Origin of the sequence: Pseudoalteromonas sp. SWXJ133 (genome assembly GCF_015864365.1) — a bacterium.
In the GTDB taxonomy this organism is placed as follows: Bacteria; Pseudomonadota; Gammaproteobacteria; order Enterobacterales; family Alteromonadaceae; genus Pseudoalteromonas; species Pseudoalteromonas arctica.
The window spans coordinates 136980-161910 of record NZ_JADYXJ010000003.1 but is presented as its reverse complement, the minus strand read 5'-3'; the positions used below and the strand labels follow the sequence as shown (position 1 = coordinate 161910).

Here is a 24931-nt window from a genome sequence, read left to right as displayed (position 1 = left end):
TTACCCTAACTGCTTACTTAACGTATGTAATTTAGGGTTACGCTGCGAATACGCTAAGTAAGCTTGCATTAACCATGCAGGAATAGCGCACACGAGGCCCAATTGAGTTGTTAGTAATGCATCACCAATGGCTGCACTCATTAACTCGTTTTGCCCCAGCGCCATTACTTTAAATGTATCGAGCAACCCAACAATAGTGCCTAATAAACCAAGTAGCGGAAGAGCGGCAGTTAAAATAGAGCTAACCTCTTGCCAGTAGCCTTTGCGCTGCGCTTGGTATTGTTTAAGGTGCAGTAAGTCATGAAAAATTAACTGGTATACAAATAAAGCGAGTAAAAGAATACACCAGCAAATTGGGTTACTAACGATTTTTTCAAACATTGTTTTCTCCTTTTTCTAGTTGACTAAGCTGTAATGCAAAGCCTTCTAGTTGGCTGTAGTACGCTTTTGCTTTACGTGATAGCAATGCATTTAATACCAGAGCGGGTATGGCAACGACTAAACCTAATTCAGTTGTTATAAGTGCTTGTGCAATACCGCCCGATACAACTTCTGGGTCGCCTGAGCCAAACAAGGTCATCATTTTAAATGTTTCGATCATGCCGCTAACAGTGCCTAATAACCCAAGTAGTGGGGCTACTGCAGCCGTAACGGCAATAGCGCCAATAAAGTTATCGAGTTTATGCTTATCGTGAATTAACTGATTAAATAATTGATCGTCTCTCACTTGCCCTTTTTCGCTTTGCAGCGTTAGGTTAAATAACTGCTGCTGCATCCCTGCAAATTCACTGCTATTTTCAGCTTTAAAAAATTGCTGTAATTGCATTTGAGAGTGCATTTTAATTTTACTTAAACGCAGTAGTTGCGCGGCTTTTAATAGCGCAATGGTTAGTGCAAAGCAGGCAAATAAAATAATAGGGATAGCCCATAAACCGCCTTTTTCTAGGTGTTCAAGCGGACTTTCTTGTTGGGCTTGGCTAGTCACTAAGTGCGTTAAACTAGGATCAAAAGTAAGTAATGTTGAGCCTACACCGTTTTGCTTTAAAGTATTATCGAGTGGGTTATCGTCACTTGTAGATTGTACTAACGCTACTTTTAATGCATTAGATTCATCATCCAAATTTAATAAACCCATAAGTTTAGGTGTTTGCGTACTAAGCCATGCAACAGGCCCGACTTGAAGGGTATTAGCTTGGCTTAATTCGCCATTACTTAGCACAACTGATTGCTTTTTAAACTGTGGATAAAGTGCCTGCTCTTGATTATTAATTTGCGATATAACGCGGCTTAATAACTCGTTTTGGTTATTAGTCGACTCGTTACTGCTCGCACTATTGCTGGTATTTTGGCGTACAAAACGGCTAAGTAAGTTTAATTGGTATTGCTGTTGCTGTTGCCAAGTGTCTAATCGGGTTTGTAACTGATCGAGGCTTAATGTGTTTTCGTCAGCTAGGCGGCGATTAACGGCTGCTTGTTCGCGTAATTTACTGAGCGATTGCTGCTTGGTAAAAATTTGCTTTGCAAGGGTAGCTTGCTCTTTTGAAATACTATTTTGAGTTTTATTTAGAGTACGTTGCGCTGTTTTAATATCACTTAAAATACTTTGTTTAGCATCATCACTGCTAGCTGCAAAAGAAACATTTGCACTTAAAAGTAAAACTGTGGCGCTAAATACTTTAATTATGCTGTTAGTAGCCATTATTTAGCCCCTTGCTGGTTTTTATTTACATAACTTAATATTGGGAGTGTTACCCAATCAGCAGCGCGCTTTTTTTGCTGTACCGCAATACCCAGTGCAACTTGCTCAGCATTAATGCTTGGGTCAAATTCCCACTGCCAACCTAAGTCACTTGGAAAACCAATACCTACGTAACTTAAATCTTCGCTTACAAACCATGCTTGTGCTGCACCTAAATAAAGCTGCTTTACCCACACTTCTTGCCCGTCAGGATGCTTAATAGCCATTTCGTGAATAGAAATACGTTGTTGAAAATCATTAAGTAGAGTCAGCATTTTTAGCGCTGTTTGTAATCTGTCAGTTGTACTGAGTTTTGAATCGCTTAAATCACCTGCATTTTTCCAACTGTTTAATAGTGGCGGAGGTAGCTGCACTTGTAATGAAAGTAATTGCCCAGAAATACGTGCTAGTTGATCATTTAATTGCTGTTGATCATTTTCAAGTTCTGATTGCTGAGTTACAAGCTGTTCGCGTTTTTGGGCAAGCTCACTGGTGCTTTTTTTTCTACGCTGATTAAGCTCGCTAAGTTGCTGCTGCTCGGCATTAAGAAGCGTTAAGGTTTGCTCCATACTGCTTTTTTGTTCAAGCCAATGAGTATTTAATTCTGTGTTTTGATTTTCTATTTGTAGCCATTTATTAACGAGTTGTTCTAGCTCATTAACAGTGTCGGCTTTTACTGCCATGGTGCTACAAAGCGCGATAACTACGCTAATTGGTTTAATTAAGCTTCGCATTACTTAACAACAATCCTGAAAGTTACGACAAGCAATTACAGGGACGTAATTACTGTTAATTTTTGAGTGTGTATACAATATAGGAATTCACATAACAATGCAATTGATAACAGTTATCGTTTACATTGCGTTGTTTGAGTGGTAGGATTTCGCCGAAATTAAATATGTACCTTAAATTAACAATAGTTAAGTGCTTAATAAAAACTACGGAGTAACCATGAGTAAGCCATCGAATAAAGTAAATACCTACGTGAAGCCAATTGCAGCGGTTGTTACAGCAACGCTTTCAACTTGGGCAAGTGCACAAGATGTTCAAGAGCTGGCTGTAGTAAAAGCACAAACGGTAACTGAGTCTAGCTATGTTGTTGAAAAATCAACGTCGCATAAATACACTCAACCGCTACTCGATACAGCTAAAACTGTAACGGTAATTAACCAAGCGGTAATGAAAGATAGAAACGTAGATAGTTTACGTGATGCTTTGCGTAATGTGTCTGGTATTTCTTTAGCAGCAGGTGAGGGTGGTTCACCTACTGGTGATAGCATGTCGATTCGTGGTTTTAGTGCTACAAATGATATTTTTGTAGATGGTATTCGTGATGTTGCAGGTTACACACGTGATATTTACAACATTGAAGCCGTTGAAGTTGCAAAAGGCCCAGGTTCAGCAGTTTCTGGTCGTGGCGCAACAGGTGGTAGTGTTAATTTAGAAAGTAAAAAGGCGAAGTTAGACAACTTTAACGACGTTTCGCTACGTTTAGGCACAGAAAACGATTACCGTGGTCGTTTTGATACTAACATTCAAGTAAACGACACAAGCGCACTACGTATAAACCTTCTTACTGATAAAGGTGATGTTGCAGGTCGTGACCATGTTGAAAACGAAACAAATGCTGTTGCGTTTGCATTTGCAACAGGGCTTGGTACAAACAGCCGTTTTGATTTAAACCTAGAGTATCAACGCCAAGACAATTTACCAGATTACGGCATTCCGTGGGTTTACAGTGATACGCCAGTAGCTGAACTTGCAGATAGCGCGCGCTCACCTTCTCCTGTCGATTTTGATAACTTTTACGGTAATATTTATCGTGATTACGAAGATATTGAAGCCTACTCAACAACAGCTCGTTATGAGTATGATTTTTCTCAAAATACTACGTTACGTGTTCAAGGTCGTTTAGGTAAAGTAAAACGTGAATCAGTAACAACTGCACCGCGTTACTTTTCTGTTACAACAGACACTGACATTACCTTTGCAGATGAAAAAACACGTGATACAGAAAATTCACTTGCTGCACTTCAAGTTGATTTAATTGGTAACTATGAATTTGCTGGCTTTACTCACGATGTTGTAGTGGGTGTTGAACTTGCAAATGAAACGTTTACACGCCATAACTTTGTTGCAACTACGCCTGATAACCTAATTGAAGATGGAATACGCAACGACTTATACAATCCTGATGCAACAATTGCATTTACGGGTGTGTACGGCCGTGACGGTACAAGCATTGAAGCTAAAGCTAAAAACCAAGCTATTTATGCATTTGATACAGTGACACTTAACAAGCAATGGGAAGTTACAGGCGGAATTCGCTTTGATAGCTTCACTACGGATTATCACAACGATTACAATGACCCAAGCGCTTTAATTTCTACAAGTGACGACTTATTTAGCTGGAATGCAGCTGTAGTTTATAAACCTACAGAAAACGGCAGTGTATATTTAGGCGCAGGTAATTCATTCAATCCATCAGCGGAAAGCCTAACGGTATCTACGCGTTCAAATGCAGCTGATTTAGACGCAGAAGAAAGCCGCAGTTATGAATTAGGAACTAAATGGAGCCTAATGGATGGTCGCCTGCAAACTAATGCTGCACTTTTCCGTACTGAAAAAACCAATGCCCGTACTGATGACCCATTTGCAGATAGCTCAAGTGACGAAATACTCGGTGGTGAACAGCGTGTACAAGGTTTAGAGCTTTCAGCAACTGGACTAATTACTAAAGAGTGGACTGTAATTGCTTCATACACTTACCAAGATAGCGAAGTAACTAAAGCATTAGGCGACGACGCAACTCAAATTGGTAACGAGCTTGCACGTACGCCTAAAAATAGCGCGAGTGTTTGGACTACGTACGATATGTCGGATAAATTATCGTTTGGTTTAGGTGCGCAATATGTAGGTGAGCGTTACAACGGGACTACGTCAACACGCTCTCGTGCGCCAGGTTATACTATTTTTGACCTGATGGTTGCGTATGACATATCAAAAGATTTGAGCCTGCAGTTTAATGGTGAAAACTTAGGTGATAAAGATTACGTTGATCAGTTAGGTGGTGGACACTTTGTACCAGGTGATGGTCGTAAGTTTAGCTTAACAGCGAGCTACTCTTTCTAAGAGTAAAATAAGTACGGCATAAAAGGGCAGAGTTAACTCTGCCCTTAATTATTTGATGAAAATGTGAGAGGGCGCACATGCTAGTTAAAATTCCAGAGCTACTAACGAAAGAAGAAGTGGCTTATTGTCATGAGGTTTTGCTTAAAGCGCAGTGGGCCGATGGCAGTATTACCGCAGGGCATCAATCAACCAAAGCAAAAAATAACTTACAGCTACCTGAAAATAGCCCTGAATGCCAAGAGCTCGGCGACATTATTATGGCAGCTCTTGCGCGTAGTAATTTGTTTATGTCGGCTGCACTTCCTGCAAAAATTTTTCCTCCGCTTTTTAACTGTTATCAAGGTGGTCAATCGTTTGGTGTGCATGTAGATAATGCGATTAGACAGGTGCCGGGTACGCCAGTAAAAATTCGTACAGATGTATCAATGACGTTATTTATTAATGACCCCGAAGACTATGAGGGCGGTGAACTTGTTATTGAAGACACTTATGGCTCACATAGCGTAAAGCTGCCAGCAGGCAGTATGGTGTTGTACCCTTCAACGAGTTTACATCGTGTAATGCCAGTAACGAGTGGGCGTAGATTAGCCTCATTTTTTTGGTTACAGAGCATGATTAACAGCGACGAAAAACGTGGTTTACTCTTTGATTTAGATATGTCGATTCAAAGTTTGCGCAGCAAGGTAGAAGATAGCCCAGAGATTATTCAATTGACGGGGGTTTATCATAACTTGCTAAGACAGTGGGCGCAGACATAACGAAGATACTCGTTATTAAATATTAAATATTGGATATTAGATATAAGTAATTAAAAGCTGCGCTCTTCGCGTGAGCAAGCTCTACGCCTACAGTCAAAACTTAACGCTGTGGTTAAATTACTTGTAGACGCCCAGCTTGCTGGCGTGACGCGCGAAGCTCGTAATTTCTAGGTTTTGGTCTCTTCTCATTTACTCCTCTTTTTCTTCTCTTTGTGCAATAAGATTTTAAGTGATTTATTCACAACGAGGCCAGGAGGACGCTGCGCTTTAGAGAAACCAAAATTAAGTAACAATCAGTTTTAAATATTAAAAGCTGCGCTTTTCGCGTGAGCAAGCGCTACGCCTACAGCCAAAACTTAACGCTGTGGTTAAATTACTTGTAGACGCGCAGCTTGCTGGCGTGACGAGCGAAGCTCGTAATTTCTATGTTTTCTGACTTGCCCTTTTTACTTAACCCTTATAACCGTTAGGGTTATTTGACTGCCAACGCCATGTATCTTGCATCATTTCATCAATACCGCGCACTGCTTCCCAGCCAAGTTCATTAAGTGCTTTTTCTGGCGCTGCATAACACGCTGCGATATCACCAGGGCGGCGAGGTGAAACCTGATAAGGCACAGCCTGATCGCTTGCTTTAATAAATGCATTAACCATTTGTAGTACAGAGTAACCGTTACCAGTACCTAGGTTATAAACTAATGCACCCGTGCTGCTGGCAATTTTATCAAGCGCTTTTAAATGACCAATAGCTAAATCTACAACGTGTATATAGTCGCGTACACCTGTGCCATCAACTGTGTCGTAGTCATCACCAAATACAGCGAGTTGTTTTAATTTCCCTACCGCTACTTGTGCGATAAATGGTAAAAGGTTGTTTGGAATACCATTAGGATCTTCACCAATTAAGCCCGACTCATGTGCACCCACTGGGTTAAAGTAACGCAAAATAGCAAACGCAAAGCGCTCATCTGATTTAGCGATATCTTGCAGCATCATCTCAACCATAAGCTTAGATGTGCCGTAAGGGTTGGTAGTACCGCCTACAGGGAAGTCTTCTTTAATTGGTAAGCTTGCAGGGTCGCCGTATACCGTGGCTGACGAGCTAAATACTAATTTAAATACACCAGCGTCGCGCATTGCATCAACAAGCGTAAGCGTACCTTGTACATTGTTTTGATAGTACTCAATGGGCTTTGCAACCGACTCGCCCACTGATTTTAAGCCCGCAAAATGTATAACACTATCAACTGTGTGTTTTGCAAATACTGAATCTAAAAAGAATTTATCGAGAATATCGCCTTGGTAAAAAGTGGCCTCTTTGCCTGTAATATTCTTTACGCGCGCAAGTGATTCTTGTGATGAGTTACTTAAATTATCAATAACAACAACATCGTTACCTTGCTGTAAAAGTTCTAAAACAGTGTGCGAGCCAATATAGCCAGCGCCACCGGTTACTAAAATAGTCATGAAAGCTCCGTGGGTACCTTTTATCAATTGAGTTAATTTCACCATAAATAGAGGTGATTTACATGCTTTATCTGTAATTTCTATAGTTTAAATAACATCTTTTTTTAATAACGGTAAATTAAGTACTTTTGATTACATTTTACTCAGTACAAGTAACACTTTATACGTAAGATTAAGTTATAGTTAATAAACAAGTGCTAAAATGAGTCTAGTAATAGCTAATGCTAGGTTTACTCCAATCTACACTTTTGTGATTGGTCTACCTCTTTGGAGAAAGATATGAATTTAGTTAAAAAAATAGCAACAACAATGTATATCGCATTACCTGCGCTTGCCCATGCTGGTGAGTCTGTTGTTAAATGGCATGACTTTAATGATTATCGTGATGTGCGAGCGTCAAACCAAACAAAGAGCTCATATCACAAAAGTGTGGCAGCAAGTTTCGAAAAGCATATGGCTAAACTAGCCGAGCAATTGCCAAAAGACTATAAATTAAACGTAGAGTTTACAGATTTAGATTTAGCAGGTGATGTGCGTTATGGTGGTATGGACGAAATTCGTGTAGTAAAACCAATTTATTTTCCACGCATTAAGTTAAATTATTCGTTAACCGATAACGACGGTACAGTGCTAAGTAAAGATACTGATGTGGAGCTTAAAGATATGGGCTTTATGGATAAAATTAAAATGGGCCGCGACGAATCATTTTATTACGAAAAGCGCTTATTAACAGAGTGGTTTGGTGAACAAATATTACCAAGTTTAGATTAACTGAAAATAAAAATGCCGCTAAATAGCGGCATTTTTATTTTTAAGCTTTACTTAAAAGTAGCTAACAACGTGAGCATTTGTTGTAACTTAATAACGGTTGTTTTCAGTTTTTCTTCTTCAAAACCATCGTTAGATAAGCTTTCAACATCAGCGGCTACGTCAAGTACGTAAGGCTTAAAACGTTTAGCTTCAAAGCTAAAGCCAGAATCGGCAGTAAATAAGGCTTTAAACTTACCGTGACCTTGCTGTTGAAGCTCGTCGAGTTTTTTGTCAGCATCAAGTGCCTGACGGTAAACAATTTTTAAGTTGGCATTGAGTTGTTCAATAATAGAATCCATGGTTTTCCTAAAGCTTTGCACTGCATTGCCGACATAATACTTGGATTACATTTAAAAGTCAGGTTTGTTATATGAATATATCAGGCACAAGTTTACCCGCTGTTTCTGGCTCAGGCCAAGGCAGTGAGCTTTACAGCGCTGCTTTATCTAAAAAGCAGCAGTTAGCAGATGGCGCGGCGGCTCTTGCACTTATTGAAGGTGCTGCACAATCGTCAAGTGCGCAAACACCGGCTAAATCGGTAACAGCATCATTGGGTAACAACGTAAATATATACGTTTAAATACTGTTTTAAATTAGCTTAAGATCGATAGGTGTTTTGCTTTTTTGACCACCGATTTCTCTTACTAATTTAGGCACTAAAAATCCAGGCAGAGCTTTTAATAGCTCTGCCATTATTTTTATAGCGTCTTCTTCGTTAATATCAAAGTGGCTGGCCCCTTCAACTTTATCGAGCAAATACAAATAATACGGTAATACGTCTGCGTCAAATAACGCTTCGCTTAAATTTATTTGCGCATCGAGCGTATCGTTCACATCTTTTAAAATTACAGCTTGGTTTAAAAGCGTTACGTTTGCTTGTTTAAGCTTTTGCATAGCTGCTTTAAAATCAGCGTCTATTTCGTTGGCGTGGTTTATGTGATTAATAAAAATAATTTTTAATGGCGATTTTGCTAATCTCTCACATAACTCATCGGTAACTCGCGCCGGTATAACTACTGGCAAACGGCTATGAATTCGCATTCGTTTTATTTGTGGTAATTGCTCAAGCTCATCCAAAAACCAGCTTATTGCATCGTCTTTGGCCATCAGTGGATCGCCACCACTTAAAATCACTTCGTTTATATTGCTATCTGATTTTATATAGCTCAGTGTTTCTAGCAGACTTTTTTTATTGAGTTGGTTTTCTTGATACGGAAAATGCCTTCTAAAGCAGTAACGACAATTTACAGCACAGCCGGTTTTAAACATCACTAAAACACGCGATTTGTACTTATGTAAAAGGCCTGGTTGGTCGTTATCTTGCTCAAGTAGGGGATCTTTATTAAAACCCGATTTAGTCAAAAATTCTTGATGGCGTGGCATAACTTGTAGCAAAAGAGGATCGTTTGGATCGCCTTTGCGTATTTTTTTTATAAAAGGGATAGGCACACGTACCGGAAATAAACTACGGGCTTTTAGGTCGTTTTCATGGACTTGGCTCGATAAACCGACCATTTCAAGCAAGGTTTTTGGGCAGGTAACTACATTTGCTAATTCTTTTTGCCAGTTTTTATGCAAATTTGCTTCATTTCTTTGTATCATTGGCATGTAGATTACTCGAAAAAATATAAATAGAGGAAACGATGGCGAATTATAGCACCAACGAGTTCAAGGGCGGCCTAAAAATTATGATGGACGGCGAGCCTTGCAGTATCTTAGAAAATGAAATGGTAAAACCTGGTAAAGGCCAGGCGTTTAACCGTGTTCGTATCCGTAAACTTATCTCTGGTAAGGTGCTTGAAAAAACCTTTAAATCGGGTGAATCAGTTGAAGGTGCTGATGTAATGGATACTGATTTAGCGTATCTATACACAGACGGCGAATTTTGGCATTTCATGAACAACGAAACATTTGAGCAAATTGCTGCTGACGAAAAAGCACTAGGCGATTCAGTAAAATGGTTAGTTGAAAATGATTTATGCACAATTACATTATGGAACGGCAGCCCTATTGCTGTTACACCACCTAACTTTGTTGAGCTTGAGATCACTGAAACAGATCCTGGCCTTAAAGGCGATACAGCGGGTACTGGTGGTAAACCAGCAACGCTTAGCACAGGCGCTGTGGTACGAGTTCCATTATTCGTACAAATTGGCGAAGTAATTAAAGTAGACACTCGTAACGGTGAATACGTAAGCCGTGTTAAGTAAGCTTTAACATTGTTTATAAAATCCCAGCTTACGCTGGGATTTTTTTTGGAGAAAATATGTCAGCAGATCTTTGGGCCCCAAGCGCAAGCATTGAAACACTAAAACAACGCGCAGCGATATTACGTAGCATCCGTGAGTTTTTTTATGTACGTAACGTTTTAGAAGTAGAAACGCCAAGCTTAAGTGCTGCCAGTGTAACTGATGTGCACTTAGCCAGTTTTAATACCACATTTGTAGGCCCAGGGCATGCTGGTGGGCTTCCTCTATTTTTACAAACATCTCCAGAGTTTGCCATGAAACGCTTGTTAGCAGCAGGCTCAGGCGCTATTTTTCAGCTTTGTAAAGCATTTAGAAATGAAGAAGCGGGTAGCCATCATAATCCTGAATTTACTATGCTGGAATGGTATCGCCCAGGCTTTGATGAATTTGCACTTATGGATGAAATGGATGAGCTAATGCAGCTTGTTTTAGGCGTCGAGCCTGCAACTAGACTTACCTATCAGCAAGCATTTGAAAAAGCACTCGGCCTTGACCCATTAACAGCAAATATAGAGCAATTAAAGCAGCTTGCTTGTGAGCAGGGGTTTGCTGATATAGCCCAAAATGAAACGCATAAAGATACCTTACTACAATTATTATTTTGTATGAAAGTGGAGCCTACAATAGGACAAGATAAACCGTGTTTTGTTTATCATTTTCCAGCTTCTCAAGCGGCACTTGCACAAATTTGTGAACATGATGCACGCGTAGCTGGGCGCTTTGAGCTTTATTACAAAAATATGGAATTGGCTAACGGCTTTAACGAACTCACAAATGCTAGTGAGCAAGCTAAACGTTTTAATGAAGATAACACATACCGCGCTAACAACGGTTTAAAGCAAGTACCAATGGATACGCGTTTAATTAAAGCGCTGGAGCATGGATTACCACAATGCGCAGGGGTTGCTTTGGGGATTGATAGGCTGGTAATGCTCGCAACAAATAAAGAAAAAATTAAAGACGTAATAGCGTTTGATGTGCAAAGAGCGTGATGCTTGGCCTGTAGGCGCACAGCTTGCTGGCGCGTTAAAGCGAAGCTTTAAAAAAGTTGTTCGATTATATGCCGGTTATGCTTAGTTTAAAGTAATTAGAAGCAGCGCTTCTCACGTGAGCAAGCTCGACGTCTTGTATCTCTCATTGATATGCAAAGAGCGTGATGCTTGACCTGTAGGCGTGCAGCTTGCTGACGCGTTAAAGCGAAGCTTTAAGCTCTTTTTATTTGGTTAGTTTAAAGTAATTAGAAGCTTCGCTTCTCACGTGAGCAAGCTCTACGTCCACAACACATTTTATTATTATTTATGTCTGATATGCAAAGAGCGTAATGCTTGGCTTGTAGGCGTAGCTGGAATACCTGTAGGTGCGAATTTATTTCGCGCTCATGTAATTTAACTTTATAAAAAGTGAGGTATAAAACCTCACTTACAAATAAAAACACCGCGTTTAATTTAAACGCGGTGTTTTTATTTGCTTGCAGAAAGCTTTCATTTGAAAGCCAACGGCTGTGCTTTACAGATTAAGTGTAAACGTAACACCTGCAACACGAGGCTCACCTAATTGTGTGTAGGTATGCGTTGCGTAACCATCTTGTGGATCGTTACCAAACTCAAAACCACGTGTAGGGACTGTCTCGTCAAACACGTTACGAGCCCATGCGCGAACTGCCCACATGTCTGCTTCGTAGCCAAAGCTTAAGTTAACTAAGTTGCTGCTTGGTGCCTGTGAGTTATGACTATCTGAGAAGTAGTAGTCGTCCTTACCTTCAACACCAATCATACCGTAAAGCTCACTTGTAAAGTTATAGCGAGCAGTAAACGCATACTGGTATTTAGGTGACTGTGCTTGCTCACGACCGTCTTGGTTTAAGCCAGACTGCGTTACAAAGTCATCTATTTCAGTGTTTAAGTAACCAGCACTACCCGTTAAAAATAGATTATCAGTTAGTTGGTAACTACCTTCAACTTCTAATCCGTAGTTGCTACCAGAACTTGCGTTATCAACATAACCGGTAAATTGCTGACCTTCTACTTGCCATGCTTTTAACTGAATATCGTCGCGGTGCATGTAAAATGCAGCTAAGCGAAGCGTAAATTTGTCATCAAGCGATGAGCCTTTAACACCAAACTCGCCACTCCATAAATATTCAGGGTCGAAACTGGTGTGTTGCTGGAAAAAATCAGCGCTTAGGTTTAAGCCTTCATCTTTGGCTTTAGCAAGCGCTTCGGAGTTAATACCGCCAGCTTTGTAGCCACGCGTAATGCTGGTGTAGATCATAGTGCGATCAATCACTTGATATTCAAGTGCTATTTTACCGCCAACCATTACGTCGTCGGTGTCTTGTATAAAGCCATTGCTATCGGTGTAGTCGCCTTGGTATTGCTCTACACGTAAACCTGTAATTAATGTTGTTTTAGGGCCAATTGGAGTCGCTACTTGACCATATACTGCAACGTTACTCGTTTCGTAAGTTGAAGAAAACGGGCTTGCTAACCATGTGTATTGGCGCTCTAAATCAACGTCACGGTTTTGGTAATAAATACCCGCAACCCAGTTACCTGTTTTAGAATTAAATTGTAAATCTACAGATTGGTCATCGCGATCGCGGCTGTAAAGATCGGTTGAGCTGTATCCATCAGGATGTAAGCCAGCAGCACATAACTTTGGCTCACTTGTATCGTTACATACCCAGTCTTCGTCAAAGCTGTAAAGTAATTCGGTATCAATAGCCGATAGGTTTAGATTTAAATCAAAAGCGTCAAAACCGGTGTAGGTATTAGCGAGACCAATTGCGTAGCTTTCTTGATTATCTTGGCCTGGTTCATCGGCAACACTATTGCGGCTGTTATCGAGTGTGAACGCATCGTAACCATTGTTTATGTCAATATAGTGAAGGTTTAACTCAGTATTTAAATGCTTTGTAAGCTGACTGTTTATTTTAAAGCGGGCTACTTGTTCGTCTTGATTTTGTGTTTCGTCATTTAAGTACAAGTTATCTACGTAACCGTCTGACTTTCTGCGAAAGTAGCTAACGCGTGCGCTAGTGTCATCTGTTAAACCAGTGCTTGCTGCAATACCTGCTTCGCGGGTGTTGTACGTGCCAGCACCTACTTGTAATTTTAAACTTGGATCGCTTGTGGCTTTAGCTGAACCCATTTGGATCATACCGGCCATACCGTCTGCGCCAAAGCGTGTACCTTGTGGGCCACGATAAATTTCTACTTGGTCTATATCAAATAATAATGAGCTGCCACCAAGACCAGAATAGTTAATACCATCAATAACTAAGCCTACAGATGGATTAATAGGGTCTACAAATTGTGAGCGAAGTCCCACGCCACGAATTTGGATGTAACGACCACGCGACGCACCAGATGCAAAATTTACATTGGCGGCACTGCCTAACATTTCGTTTAAGTAACTTGCACCACGTTGATTAATTTCATCTTCGCTGAATAAGCTCGCACTCGCGCTTAAAGTTTGAATGCTTTCGCGCTGAAAATCGCCTGTTACAACAATTCTTTCTAGGTCGCTATCATCAGCGTTAGCTGCAATTGGTGCACCAAGCAGCGGTAAAAGTGCGGCAGTAATTAAAGACAAACGTAAGTTCATTGGGTTACTTAACTCCATTTTAGGGACTCGTATGGTAGCAATTATTTAAACACATGTGCTATAAACGCGGCAATTATACGTTAAATAATCAGGATTACTAATATGACCTTTAAAGTTGACTTCAAAGTACGTGATTACGAATGTGACTTACAAGGTATCGTAAATAACAGTGTTTATTTTAATTATTTAGAGCATGCTCGCCATGAATTTTTGTACGCACACGGTATTGATTTTGCTCAATTAGCGAAAGATAAAATTAACCTAGTCGTGATGCGCAGCGAAATGGACTATAAACATTCACTATTACCAGGTGATGAATTTTATGTGGCTGTGGAGCCGCAGCGTATTAGTCGTTTAAAATTTGCGTTTAAGCAAACGGTTATACGTAAAAGGGATGAAAAAGTAATGCTCAATGCACTGGTTATAGGAACGTCTATTAATGAAAAAGGTAGGCCGTTTTTACCAGAGCAAATAGATAACGTATTCAAAACTACAACTTAGTACTTAATCGCATAACTTTTGAACTATCATAGAACAAAAATTTACATTTAAAACATGCATTTTTAACGGATAAAGGGCATAAATATTGTTACAATTACATTAATTAGACAATTAGTTAGTAGTAGTATGAAATTAGCAGCAATACCGATGCTTATAGTCGGTTTATGTGTTGGTTGCGCATCAACAGGGACGGTTACCAGTGAGCAGCTTAAATACACCCAATGGCAATTATCACGTGTTGATGGTTTAGCAATTCCACCTTCGTTTAACGCATCAATGAGCTTTATTGAAGCGCTGCAAGTAAACGGCTTTGCTGGCTGTAACAAATTTTTTGGTGAAGGCTCGCTTGAAGAAAGTAACCTTACCATCAGTAAATTAGGAATGACGCGCAAGTCGTGCGGCGAAGACCTTGATGAGTTTGAGCAGCAGTTATTACAAGCCTTAAAGCAAGGTGCCGAGCTTAAAATGCAAGACCAGCAATTAGTCATGCAAGGCGAGCAAACATTTGTGTTTATCCCTAAATAATTTTAAGTTTTTGAAAAACAGCCCCTTGCGGGCAGTTTTTAACTGACGTACACTCAGCGGAGATTTGATGGATAACACCTTCAAATTAACGAACAGAATTTATATATCAATACTTGTCGGAGTGCCAAAGCTAAGTAATTAGTTTTTGGCTGAGATCGCGAAAGCGGGATCCGTGAACCTGATCAGGTTAATACCTGCGTAGGGAACAAGCTGCCTAAAATGGGACGCTTGTGCGTCTTTTTTTATGCGCACAATAAAGTGATTTATTTTTTAGGCTGCAAAGTAGCATGTACGCTACTTTACGATCTTTCTCTATTCCTCGGAATATCTGACAAGACAACCCTTAAGCAATGAGGCAAGTCATGTCAAATACTACAAATAAAGCGTCACGCCGAGAAACTCGTGCTGCCGCGTCTGAATATATTTATAACTTAACGGGTCAACCGTTCCCAAACTCTCATAAAGTATACGTTGAAGGTACTCAACCTGGTGTGCGTGTTGGTATGCGTGAAATCACATTAAGTGATACGTTTATTGGTGGCACAGATGAAAACCCTGTTTATGAGTCAAACGATCCGCTACGTGTTTACGATACGTCGGGTCCGTATACCGATCCTAATTTTGAACTAGATGTACGCAAAGGTTTACCAAAATTTCGTGAGCAGTGGATTGAAAGTCGTGGTGACACCGAAGTTCTTGAATCTGTTACGTCGCAGTTTTCGCAGCAACGCATGGCAGACGAAGGGTTGGATCATATTCGCTTTGATCACCTACCAAAAATTCGCCGTGGTAAAACAGGTAAAAACGTAACGCAAATGCACTACGCACGCCAAGGGATTATTACTCCTGAAATGGAATACGTAGCCGTTCGCGAAAATATGGGACGTGCAGAAATTCGTAAAGAATTACTAGCCGCGCAGCATAAAGGCGAGTCGTTTGGCGCGAGTATTCCTGAATTTATTACCCCAGAATTTGTACGCGATGAAATAGCCCGTGGTCGCGCTATTTTACCAAATAATATAAATCATCCAGAAACAGAACCTATGATTGTAGGGCGTAACTTTTTAGTAAAAGTTAACGCCAATATTGGTAACTCATCGGTTAGCTCATCGATTGAAGAAGAAGTAGAAAAAATGGTGTGGTCTACCCGCTGGGGCGCAGACACCGTGATGGACTTATCAACGGGACGTTACATTCACGAAACGCGTGAATGGGTTGTACGTAACTCGCCTGTACCTATTGGCACAGTACCGATTTATCAAGCACTTGAAAAAGTAAATGGTGTGGCTGAGGATTTAACGTGGGAAATTTTCCGCGATACGCTTATTGAACAAGCCGAGCAGGGTGTTGATTACTTTACTATTCATGCCGGTGTACTGCTTCGTTACGTACCAATGACCGCTAAACGTGTAACCGGTATTGTGTCGCGTGGTGGCTCAATTATGGCTAAATGGTGTTTAGCGCATCATAAAGAAAACTTTTTATACACACACTTTGAAGACATTTGCGAAATTTTAAAACAATACGATGTGTGTTTTTCACTCGGTGATGGACTTCGCCCAGGCTCTATTGCTGATGCCAACGATGAAGCACAGTTTAGTGAGCTTCGCACATTAGGTGAACTGACTAAAATTGCGTGGAAGCACGACGTTCAAGTATTTATTGAAGGCCCTGGACATGTGCCAATGCACATGATTAAAGCCAATATGGACGAGCAATTAAAACATTGCGACGAAGCGCCATTTTATACTTTAGGCCCGTTAACGACCGATATTGCACCAGGGTATGACCATATTACTTCTGGTATTGGTGCCGCTCAAATAGCATGGTACGGCTGTGCAATGCTTTGCTATGTAACACCTAAAGAGCATTTAGGTCTGCCAAATAAAGAAGATGTTAAAGAAGGCTTAATTACCTATAAAATAGCTGCACATGCCGCCGATCTAGCAAAAGGGCACCCAGGCGCGCAAGAGCGTGACAACGCCTTGTCTAAAGCGCGCTTTGAGTTTAGATGGTACGACCAATTTAATATTGGTTTAGATCCAGACCGAGCTCGCGAATACCACGACGAAACCCTTCCGCAAGAATCAGGCAAAGTTGCTCACTTTTGCTCTATGTGTGGTCCTAAATTTTGTTCGATGAAAATTAGCCAAGAGGTACGCGATTACGCTAAAGATCTAGAATCACGCGGTATTGATCCAAACAACGCTGGCGACGCTATTGAAATAAAAATGATTGATGTAGAAGCCGAAATGAAAGCTAAGTCAGCTGAGTTTAAGCAAACAGGCTCAGAGATTTACCACAAAGCGGTATAAAGTAATTATCGCTAAAAGTTAGATGCAGACGTAGGTGAGGTTTTATACCTCGCTTCTTTAAAAATTGAAGAAGTGCGAGTGAATTCGCACCTACTAATAACTGCTTTGGAGGTTTTTATGTCTTATAACATTGCGGTGGTTGGGTTTGGTTTAGCGGGCAGGTTAGCTGCCCTTACGCTGAGTAAACAGCACCATGTCACTGTTTTTGAAGCAGATGACGAGCATACTCAAAATAGCGCAGGTAAAGTGGCAGCAGCAATGCTTGCCCCGCTTGCAGAGTCAGTATTGTGCGAGGCTGATTTAGCTTTAATGGGTCTTGATTCAATGAAGCGTTGGCCGGGCATTATTGCGGAGCTTGAAAGTGAAGTTTTCTTTCAGCAGCAAGGCACTTTGATCATTGCGCACCAGCAGGACAAAGGCGATTTACAAAGCTTTGCACAGCGTATAAAACCGCTAGCTGATCACACTGCCGAGCATATAAATGCTCAACAAATTGCAATGCTTGAACCTGAACTTGCAGGGCGTTTTAACCAAGGTCTATTTTTACCCTGCGAGGGGCAAATAGATAACCAAGCATTTTATAAAGCCAGCTTTGCACAGCTCAACAAACGCAAAGTAAAGTTTGTATTTAATCAGCGCGTAACCATTGGCGACAACAAAATAAACAATCGACCATTCGATTATATTATTGATTGCCGTGGGCTTGGTGCTAAAAATACTCAAGATGATAAACCGCTTAGAGGTGTGCGCGGCGAAGTAGCAAGGTTATACGCACCAGAGGTAAGTTTAATCAGGCCCGTGCGTTTAATGCACCCGCGTTATCCAATTTATATAGCGCCTAAACCTAACAGTGAATATGTAATTGGTGCGACTGAAATCGAATCGCAAGACAGCGGCGCGGCAACAGTGCGCTCAACTCTTGAGTTACTTTCAGCAGCTTATACCGTACACAGCGGGTTTGCCGAAGCACGGCTACTTAGTATTCAAACCGGATTACGCCCCGCATTTAGCGATAATCGCCCAGAAGTATCACAAGTTGGCAATGTAATTAGTATTAACGGCTTGTATCGCCATGGTTATATGTTGGCGCCGGCATTAGTGGCGCAAGCAGTTTCACGAATAGAATGAGAAAAAATGAACATTACAATTAATGGCGAGCTACTTAATGTTAATAGCAAAGCACTCGTTGAGGTACTTCAGCATTTTGGTGCAGTCGCGCCTTTTGCTGTGGCTGTTAATGGCGAATTTATTGCGCAAAGTCAGCACGGTAACTATGTACTTAATGAAGGCGACAGTGTTGAGTTGCTGTCACCCATTCAAGGCGGATAAAGCTCATGCAAACTAAAGACTGTTTAACTATTTATGGAGAGCAAATAAAGAGTCGTTTATTAATAGGCTCTGCGCTTTATCCGTCGCCCGACATTATGACCCAATCGATAGTCGCCTCTGGGGCTGAAATTGTAACCGTCTCGCTTAGGCGCCAACAAAGTGCAGCAGCCGGTGATGGCTTTTGGCAGTTAATAAAAAATACCGGTTTAAAAATACTCCCTAATACCGCAGGGTGCCACAGTGTTAAAGAAGCGATAACGCTTGCAAAAATGTGCCGAGAGGTATTTTCTACCGATTGGATAAAGTTAGAACTGATTGGCGATGATTACAATTTACAACCAGACCCTTTTGCGCTACTTGAAGCGACAAAAATATTGATTGATGATGGCTTTAAAGTATTGCCTTATTGCACCGATGACTTAGTACTTTGCCAGCGTTTAAATGAGCTAGGGTGTGAGGTGCTTATGCCATGGGGGGCACCAATAGGCACCGGTAAGGGATTGTTAAATAGCTATAATTTAAAAACTATTCGAGAGCGCTTACCCGATACCACATTAATAGTAGATGCCGGTTTAGGTTTGCCATCGCATGCATGCCAAGCACTCGAAATGGGGTATGATGCGGTATTATTAAATTCAGCCATTGCAGGGGCGGGTTGCCCAATTACTATGAGCCGTGCATTTAAAGCTTCAGTAGAAGCAGGGCGCTTTGCATACAAAGCAAAAGCGATGCCGGAAAAAGACGTTGCAGCCCCATCAACCCCAACAATGGGTATGCCATTTTGGCATCAGCAGTGAAGGAAAGAATATGAATAACGTAGTGTGGACAATTGCCGGATCTGATTCTGGCGGCGGTGCCGGTATTCAAGCTGATATAAAAGCAATGCAAAGTTTTGATGTACATGGCTGCACGGCAATTACGGCGCTTACTGCACAAAATAGTTTAGGTGTAGAGGCTATTAATGCAGTGTCTACCGATATTATTGAATCGCAGTTACTAGCGCTTGAAAAAGACATGAAAGCCAAAGTGATAAAAATTGGCATGTTAGCCAATGTGCAGCAAATTCAGTTGATCAGCGAACATATAAGTCACTATAAAGCTAAGTGGCCTGTGCCTCCCGTTATTGTATATGACCCTGTCGCTATTGCCTCAAGCGGTGACTTACTAACAGAAGAGGACACCGTCAGCGCAATAAAAGAATGTTTACTGCCGCTGGTGGATGTAATAACCCCAAACACCCACGAAACACAGTTATTAACCGGTGTGTATTTAATTGGCCCAGCTGCAATAAAAGAAGCGGCTAATAAGCTATTAAGTTGGGGTGCAAAAGCCGTTGTTATTAAAGGCGGACATTGGGATTACCCAAGTGGCTACTGCATTGATTATTGTATTGATAGTAATACGCAAAATGGTGAAGAATACTGGTTAGGAAATCAAAAAATACAAACACCACATAACCACGGCACCGGGTGTAGCATGGCTTCGGTAATTGCTGCGTGTTTAGCTAAAGACTACCCATTAAAAGATGCCTTTATTTTAGCTAAGGCATATATAAACCAAGGGCTAAAACAGTCTATTCGATACGGCGAGGGGATTGGACCGGTTGCTCAGACCTCGTTTCCCACTAATTTAGCTGACTACCCACAAGTAATTGAGCCAGGCAGCTGGCTGGGTGATGAACTAGATTTTGATGTGCCGCTTGATTTTAATATGGCGGCAGATTTTGCGGCTTGTGAAAGTAAATCGCTGGGCTTATATGCGGTTGTTGATAGCACCGATTGGTTAGAAAAGTGCTTACAACAAGGCATTAAAACAGCGCAGTTACGCGTTAAAAATAAAACGCAAGACGAGCTTGATGCGCTCATTAAGCAAGCTGTTGAGCTGGGCAAGCAATACAACGCACAGGTATTTATAAACGACTACTGGCAGTTAGCTATTAAGCACGGTGCATATGGCGTGCATTTAGGACAAGAGGATTTAGAGATTGCTAATTTGGCAGCAATTAAAGACGCTGGGTTAAGGCTTGGGCTTTCTACTCATGGTTTTTATGAAATGCTGCGTGCGCATAATTATCGCCCTAGTTACATGGCATTTGGTGCTATTTACCCAACCACAACAAAAGACATGACAGGTCAAATACAAGGCCTTGAAAAGCTCATTAAATTTGTACCACTTATGCAAAGCTACCCAACGGTAGCAATAGGTGGTATTGATTTAAGCTGTGCTGAGCAGGTAGCGAAAACTGGCGTGGGCAGTGTTGCTGTAGTGCGTGCTATTACCGAAGCTGATAATTACGTAGAGGCTATAAGTGCTCTGCTAGTAGCCATAAGCAGTGCCAATTAATACTAACAAGGGTAATACTAACAAGGCTGATAAACGTGAATGAGCTAAGCGAAAAAGAAACCCTTCGTTATAGCCGCCATTTATTGCTTGAAAAAGTTGGGCTTGAAGGGCAGTTAACGCTTAAATCCTCAACGGTTGCAGTTGTGGGTGCTGGCGGGTTGGGTAGCCCAGCACTTTTGTATTTAGCTGCGGCGGGCATTGGAACGCTTATTTTAATTGACGATGACGAAGTTGAGCTTTCAAATTTACAGCGCCAAGTGCTTTATAAAATAAACCACTTAGGGCAAAACAAGGTCGTTGCAGCGGGTAAAGTATTAGCGAGTCTTAATAATCAAATAGACATAGTAACGCATTGCCAAAAGTTAGATGAGAATAATGCAGTTAACATGCTAAAAGGTGCTGACATCGTACTTGATTGCTCTGATAACTTTAGCACTCGCTATAGCGTTAATCGTTATTGTATTGCTAATAAAACACCGTTAATTTCGGGTGCTGCATTGGCAACCAAAGGGCAGTTAATGGGCTTTGATTTTAGGCAAAGTGATAGCCCATGTTATGGCTGTGTTTTTCCACAAAGCGAAGCTACACCCGTTATCAATTGCAGTAACGCAGGAGTGATTAGCCCGCTACTTGGTGTAATAGGCTCTATGCAGGCGCAACTTACGCTCAACTTATTACTAGGTCATTTAAGTGGCAGTGTATTTATAACGTTTGATGCGCTTACTTTAAAGCAGCAGCACTTTAAAGTGATTAAAGATTCAGAGTGTAAAGAGTGTGGAAAATAGGTTTGAAAGGAGCCTGTTCCTATTATTACATATGGCGTTAACAAACTAAAAGCTGCGCTTTTCGCGTGAGCAAGCTTCACGCCTACAGTACATCAAAACTCTTACACCAAGCTTGTATACGCACAGCTTGCTGGCGTGACGAGCAAAACTCGTAATTATTATGTTTTGGTGTCTTCTCATTTACATCTCCTTTGCTTCTCTTTGTGCAATAAGATCTTAAGTGATTTATTCACAAAGAGGTTAAGAGGGCGCTGCCCTTTTCGCGTAAGCAGGCTTTGCGCCTACAAAAATAAAAAACCGCGTTTAAATGACGCGGTTTTTTTATTTCTAATTAACGATTTATTTTAATCGTTAATTTTTGCAAACGCAGTACCTAAGCGAGTAACCACTTCTGGTAGTTGATCTTCCAGTATTTCAGCTTTATCAGCACCCCATGCTAGTACCACAGTAGAGCCTAATTTAAAGCGACCCATCTCTTCACCCTTTTTAAGCGTGATAGCGTTATCGCCAGTGGTTGGGTAATTCCAACTAAATACATCGCTACCTGCTGGTGGCGTGACAGTACCTGCCCAAATAGTTTCTATACTGGCTACAATTGTTGCACCAACAAGTACCATAGCAAGCGGACCAATCTCAGTTTCAAAAATTGCTACTACCCGTTCGTTACGTGCAAACAAGTTAGGCACGTTTTGCGCTGTAAGTGGGTTTACTGAAAATAAATCACCTGGCACGTAAATCATTTTGCTTAGTGTGCCATCTATAGGCATATGAATACGGTGGTAATCTTTAGGCGCTAAATAAATAGTGGCAAACTTACCGCCTAAAAATGGTGTTGTATCATCTTGTGAGCCGCCTAGTAGCGCTTGTAAGCTGTAATCGTGACCTTTAGCTTGTATTAGCTGTCCGTCAACAATATCACCTAGCTGGCTGATTGCGCCATCCACTGGATGAATGATGATATCGCTACCATCTACCATTGGGCGCATGCCTTCTTTTAGAGGGCGAGTAAAAAATTCATTAAAGCTTTTATAATGAGCCGGATCTGGGTATTGGGCTTCGCTCATATCTACTTTGTATTGCTTAATAAATAGTTTAATTAATGTGGTTGTTAAAGCACCCGCTTTTGCAGCAGCTAATTTGCCGACTACGCGTGAAATAAAATGTTTTGGCATTGCGTACTGCATTGCGATTTTAAATTTGTCTAAACTCACAGTATTTTTCCTAAATTATACGCGAGGCGCACGGGCGCCTGCACGGCCATCGGCCATTGTTTCTAAAATTCGGTGGTAGCTGTCAAAGCGCAATTGAGAAATTCTTCCATCGGCTACTGCTTCTTTAACGATGCAACCCGGATCGTTTAAATGTTTACAGTCTCTAAAGCGGCACCCGCCTATAAATTCTCTAAATTCTTTAAAACACCACGTTACACGCTCAACATCTAAATGCCACAAACCAAACTCACGAATACCTGGCGAGTCAATTAGGTTACCGCCACTTGGCAAATGGTGAAGGCGTGAAACAGTTGTTGTGTGCTGGCCTAAGCCGCTGTTTTCAGATACTTCTTTAGTTAATATTTCAGCGTTAGGCAATACAGTATTAACGAGGGTTGATTTGCCCACACCACTTTGGCCAACAAAAATATTATTTTTATCAACAAGTACTTCTTTTAATTTATCAATACCATCGCCTGATATATTACTAACAAGGAGTACTTGGTAATCAAGTTTACGATAGATATCGAGAACTTTTTGTATTTCGTTAAGGCCTGCTTCGTCAATTAAATCGGTTTTATTGAGCACTAAAATTGGCTCAATGCCCATATCTTCACAGGCTATTAAATAACGGTCGATAATACTAGGGGTAAACTCGGGTAATACAGCCGATACCATGAGTATTTGGTCAATGTTGGCTGCAATAACTTTAACACCGTCGTAAAAGTCAGGGCGGGTAAGTTGCGAACGACGCTCTTGCGTGGCTTCAATTACACCGGCTAAATCACCTTCACTTACTTTGGCACGGCGAAACAATACTTCATCACCACATACTAAATTAGACACAGTACGGCGTATATTACAGCGAAGTACATCGCCATTTTCAGTTTCGACATCGGCGTGTTGGCCAAAACGACTGATCACAATTGCGCTCTCGACCTGACCTAAGTTATCGGTTTGCCATTCTTGCGCCCCTTTCTTAGCCGGTCTTGAGTCTGCGCTATTAATGCGCTTTTGGTGATTGGCCTTGATCTGACGCGATTGGCCTTTACTTAATTTTTTTTGTTTTGCCACTGGAGGCCTATAACCTTAGTTAAATGTCGCTTTTCCTAAAAAAAGCTTTAGCTCGACGGTTGATGCTAATATGATATATCGAAATGCGTTGGATCTAAAGGAAAGCACCGCTTAGGTAATTATGACTATTAATAAATCAAATTTAATTTGGCTCGATCTTGAAATGACAGGGCTCGAACCAGAGACCGATAAAATACTCGAAATTGCGACGGTTGTCACTGACGCAGACCTGAATATATTAGCCGAAGGGCCAACTATAGCTATTCATCAAAGTGATAAATTACTAAATGGCATGGACGAGTGGTGTACTACTCAACATGGTAAGTCGGGTTTAACAGCACGCTGCAAAGCAAGTACCTTTGATGAGGCCTATGCTGTAGAGCAAACTTTAGCGTTTTTAAAGCAGTGGGTACCAGCAGGCACTTCGCCAATGTGTGGTAATTCAATTGGTCAAGACCGCCGCTTTATGAATAAATATATGCGCGAGCTTGAAGACTTCTTTCATTACAGAAATCTTGATGTGAGTACTATTAAAGAATTAGCACGTCGCTGGAAACCAGAAGTGCTTGCAAAAGTGAACAAAAAAGGCTCACACCTTGCTTTGGATGACATTAAAGATTCGATTATGGAATTAAAAGTCTATAGAGAAAATTTCTTTAATTTGTAAAAAACACTTGCAAACAGACTGTATTATTGTAGAATCCTGCCCCGCTCAAGACGATAACCCACGCGGGGTTAGTGTGTTTGAGTGATTGAATTACCATCAATAAATGCGGTACTAGCTCAGTTGCTAGAATGTTGAACGCGATCTGTCGCGCACCAACGTAAAATAACTGAAGAAGTGAAAATGCGGTACTAGCTCAGTTGGTAGAGCGCGACCTTGCCAAGGTCGAGGTCACGAGTTCGAGCCTCGTGTACCGCTCCAATTTCTAACCAAAAGAAATTGTAGTGTTGAATGAAAGTATAATGCGGTACTAGCTCAGTTGCTAGAATGTTGAACGCGACCTGTCGCGCACCAGCGTAAAATAACTGAAGAAGTGAAAATGCGGTACTAGCTCAGTTGCTAGAATGTTGAACGCGACCCGTCG

At 41.1% G+C, this 24931-nt stretch carries 24 protein-coding genes, 1 tRNA gene and 1 riboswitch; of the genes, 16 read left to right on the top strand and 9 right to left on the bottom strand.

Features of this window, described 5'->3' with window-relative positions:
* The 3 genes from I6F40_RS03670 to I6F40_RS03660 are packed head-to-tail and all read right to left on the bottom strand — an operon-like array spanning position 1 to position 2472.
* Positions 1–381 (bottom strand): MotA/TolQ/ExbB proton channel family protein, encoded by a 381-nt coding sequence (locus tag I6F40_RS03670; RefSeq protein WP_197151769.1) that lies wholly within the window; start codon positions 379–381, stop codon positions 1–3.
* Positions 374–1699, bottom strand: coding sequence for a MotA/TolQ/ExbB proton channel family protein (locus I6F40_RS03665; RefSeq protein WP_197192487.1), 1326 nt, complete (start codon positions 1697–1699; stop codon positions 374–376). Before I6F40_RS03665 ends, I6F40_RS03670 begins: the two co-directional genes overlap by 8 nt.
* Positions 1699–2472 carry a DUF3450 family protein gene (locus I6F40_RS03660; protein ID WP_197192486.1) on the bottom strand — a complete coding sequence of 258 codons (774 nt, stop codon included), beginning with the start codon at positions 2470–2472 and terminating at the stop codon, positions 1699–1701. The genes I6F40_RS03665 and I6F40_RS03660 overlap by 1 nt, the downstream gene beginning before the upstream one ends.
* A 217-nt stretch (positions 2473–2689) precedes the next feature.
* Here I6F40_RS03660 and I6F40_RS03655 point away from each other — a divergent pair, with 217 nt between their 5' ends.
* The gene (locus I6F40_RS03655) at positions 2690–4870 is read left to right on the top strand and encodes a TonB-dependent receptor (protein ID WP_197151773.1); all 2181 of its coding nucleotides are present in this window, start codon (positions 2690–2692) and stop codon (positions 4868–4870) included.
* Between the two features lie 77 nt (positions 4871–4947).
* On the top strand, positions 4948–5628 hold the full coding sequence (locus tag I6F40_RS03650) for a Fe2+-dependent dioxygenase (protein WP_165729231.1): 681 nt from the start codon (positions 4948–4950) through the stop codon (positions 5626–5628).
* A 450-nt stretch (positions 5629–6078) separates the two neighbouring features.
* On the opposite strand, the gene galE is transcribed toward I6F40_RS03650, so the two are convergent.
* On the bottom strand, positions 6079–7095 hold the full coding sequence (galE, locus tag I6F40_RS03645; protein WP_007585049.1) for a UDP-glucose 4-epimerase GalE: 1017 nt from the start codon (positions 7093–7095) through the stop codon (positions 6079–6081).
* 279 nt (positions 7096–7374) lie between these two features.
* Here galE and I6F40_RS03640 point away from each other — a divergent pair, with 279 nt between their 5' ends.
* The gene (locus I6F40_RS03640) at positions 7375–7866 is read left to right on the top strand and encodes a DUF3016 domain-containing protein (protein WP_166377072.1); all 492 of its coding nucleotides are present in this window, start codon (positions 7375–7377) and stop codon (positions 7864–7866) included.
* A gap of 47 nt (positions 7867–7913) precedes the next feature.
* Here I6F40_RS03640 and I6F40_RS03635 read toward each other — a convergent pair whose 3' ends face one another.
* On the bottom strand, positions 7914–8204 hold the full coding sequence (locus I6F40_RS03635) for a prephenate dehydrogenase (protein WP_166377071.1): 291 nt from the start codon (positions 8202–8204) through the stop codon (positions 7914–7916).
* Between the two features lie 71 nt (positions 8205–8275).
* Here I6F40_RS03635 and I6F40_RS03630 point away from each other — a divergent pair, with 71 nt between their 5' ends.
* Positions 8276–8485 carry a hypothetical protein gene (locus I6F40_RS03630; RefSeq protein ID WP_002960797.1) on the top strand — a complete coding sequence of 70 codons (210 nt, stop codon included), beginning with the start codon at positions 8276–8278 and terminating at the stop codon, positions 8483–8485.
* A gap of 8 nt (positions 8486–8493) precedes the next feature.
* Here the strand turns inward: I6F40_RS03630 and epmB are convergent, their stop codons facing one another.
* Positions 8494–9507 (bottom strand): EF-P beta-lysylation protein EpmB, encoded by a 1014-nt coding sequence (gene epmB / locus I6F40_RS03625; protein WP_033026995.1) that lies wholly within the window; start codon positions 9505–9507, stop codon positions 8494–8496.
* Between the two features lie 41 nt (positions 9508–9548).
* Here epmB and efp point away from each other — a divergent pair, with 41 nt between their 5' ends.
* Both efp and epmA read left to right on the top strand, forming a co-directional pair.
* A complete protein-coding gene (gene efp, locus I6F40_RS03620; protein ID WP_010555265.1) occupies positions 9549–10115 on the top strand; it encodes an elongation factor P in 567 nt (188 codons plus the stop codon).
* A gap of 56 nt (positions 10116–10171) precedes the next feature.
* On the top strand, positions 10172–11146 hold the full coding sequence (gene epmA, locus I6F40_RS03615; protein WP_166377070.1) for an elongation factor P--(R)-beta-lysine ligase: 975 nt from the start codon (positions 10172–10174) through the stop codon (positions 11144–11146).
* 514 nt (positions 11147–11660) lie between these two features.
* Here the strand turns inward: epmA and I6F40_RS03610 are convergent.
* Entirely contained in the window at positions 11661–13778 is a 2118-nt protein-coding gene (locus tag I6F40_RS03610) for a TonB-dependent receptor (protein ID WP_197192485.1), read from the bottom strand.
* Positions 13779–13862: 84 nt separating this feature from the next.
* On the opposite strand from I6F40_RS03610, the gene I6F40_RS03605 reads away from it, so the two are divergent.
* From I6F40_RS03605 to I6F40_RS03570, 8 genes are all read left to right on the top strand, one after another.
* Positions 13863–14261 carry an acyl-CoA thioesterase gene (locus I6F40_RS03605; RefSeq protein ID WP_166377069.1) on the top strand — a complete coding sequence of 133 codons (399 nt, stop codon included), beginning with the start codon at positions 13863–13865 and terminating at the stop codon, positions 14259–14261.
* A gap of 126 nt (positions 14262–14387) precedes the next feature.
* Positions 14388–14786, top strand: coding sequence for an META domain-containing protein (locus I6F40_RS03600; RefSeq protein ID WP_282569959.1), 399 nt, complete (start codon positions 14388–14390; stop codon positions 14784–14786).
* A 107-nt stretch (positions 14787–14893) separates the two neighbouring features.
* A riboswitch (TPP riboswitch) is annotated at positions 14894–15008 on the top strand.
* A 140-nt stretch (positions 15009–15148) separates the two neighbouring features.
* Positions 15149–17101 carry a phosphomethylpyrimidine synthase ThiC gene (thiC, locus tag I6F40_RS03595; protein WP_166377068.1) on the top strand — a complete coding sequence of 651 codons (1953 nt, stop codon included), beginning with the start codon at positions 15149–15151 and terminating at the stop codon, positions 17099–17101.
* Positions 17102–17218: 117 nt separating this feature from the next.
* Positions 17219–18229 carry an FAD-dependent oxidoreductase gene (locus tag I6F40_RS03590; protein ID WP_166377067.1) on the top strand — a complete coding sequence of 337 codons (1011 nt, stop codon included), beginning with the start codon at positions 17219–17221 and terminating at the stop codon, positions 18227–18229.
* Between the two features lie 6 nt (positions 18230–18235).
* On the top strand, positions 18236–18430 hold the full coding sequence (gene thiS / locus I6F40_RS03585) for a sulfur carrier protein ThiS (RefSeq protein ID WP_166377066.1): 195 nt from the start codon (positions 18236–18238) through the stop codon (positions 18428–18430).
* Positions 18431–18435: 5 nt separating this feature from the next.
* The gene (locus I6F40_RS03580) at positions 18436–19227 is read left to right on the top strand and encodes a thiazole synthase (RefSeq protein ID WP_166377065.1); all 792 of its coding nucleotides are present in this window, start codon (positions 18436–18438) and stop codon (positions 19225–19227) included.
* A gap of 10 nt (positions 19228–19237) precedes the next feature.
* On the top strand, positions 19238–20773 hold the full coding sequence (gene thiE / locus I6F40_RS03575) for a thiamine phosphate synthase (RefSeq protein WP_197192484.1): 1536 nt from the start codon (positions 19238–19240) through the stop codon (positions 20771–20773).
* Positions 20774–20808: 35 nt separating this feature from the next.
* A complete protein-coding gene (locus I6F40_RS03570) occupies positions 20809–21558 on the top strand; it encodes a HesA/MoeB/ThiF family protein (RefSeq protein WP_197192483.1) in 750 nt (249 codons plus the stop codon).
* A gap of 344 nt (positions 21559–21902) precedes the next feature.
* Here the strand turns inward: I6F40_RS03570 and asd are convergent, their stop codons facing one another.
* Both asd and rsgA read right to left on the bottom strand, forming a co-directional pair.
* Positions 21903–22769 carry an archaetidylserine decarboxylase gene (gene asd, locus I6F40_RS03565; protein WP_197192482.1) on the bottom strand — a complete coding sequence of 289 codons (867 nt, stop codon included), beginning with the start codon at positions 22767–22769 and terminating at the stop codon, positions 21903–21905.
* A gap of 15 nt (positions 22770–22784) precedes the next feature.
* Positions 22785–23843 carry a small ribosomal subunit biogenesis GTPase RsgA gene (rsgA, locus tag I6F40_RS03560; RefSeq protein ID WP_010554253.1) on the bottom strand — a complete coding sequence of 353 codons (1059 nt, stop codon included), beginning with the start codon at positions 23841–23843 and terminating at the stop codon, positions 22785–22787.
* 121 nt (positions 23844–23964) lie between these two features.
* On the opposite strand from rsgA, the gene orn reads away from it, so the two are divergent.
* Both orn and I6F40_RS03550 read left to right on the top strand, forming a co-directional pair.
* On the top strand, positions 23965–24510 hold the full coding sequence (gene orn / locus I6F40_RS03555) for an oligoribonuclease (protein ID WP_166377062.1): 546 nt from the start codon (positions 23965–23967) through the stop codon (positions 24508–24510).
* Positions 24511–24692: 182 nt separating this feature from the next.
* Positions 24693–24768, top strand: a tRNA-Gly gene (locus I6F40_RS03550).
* Positions 24769–24931 lie beyond the last annotated feature (163 nt).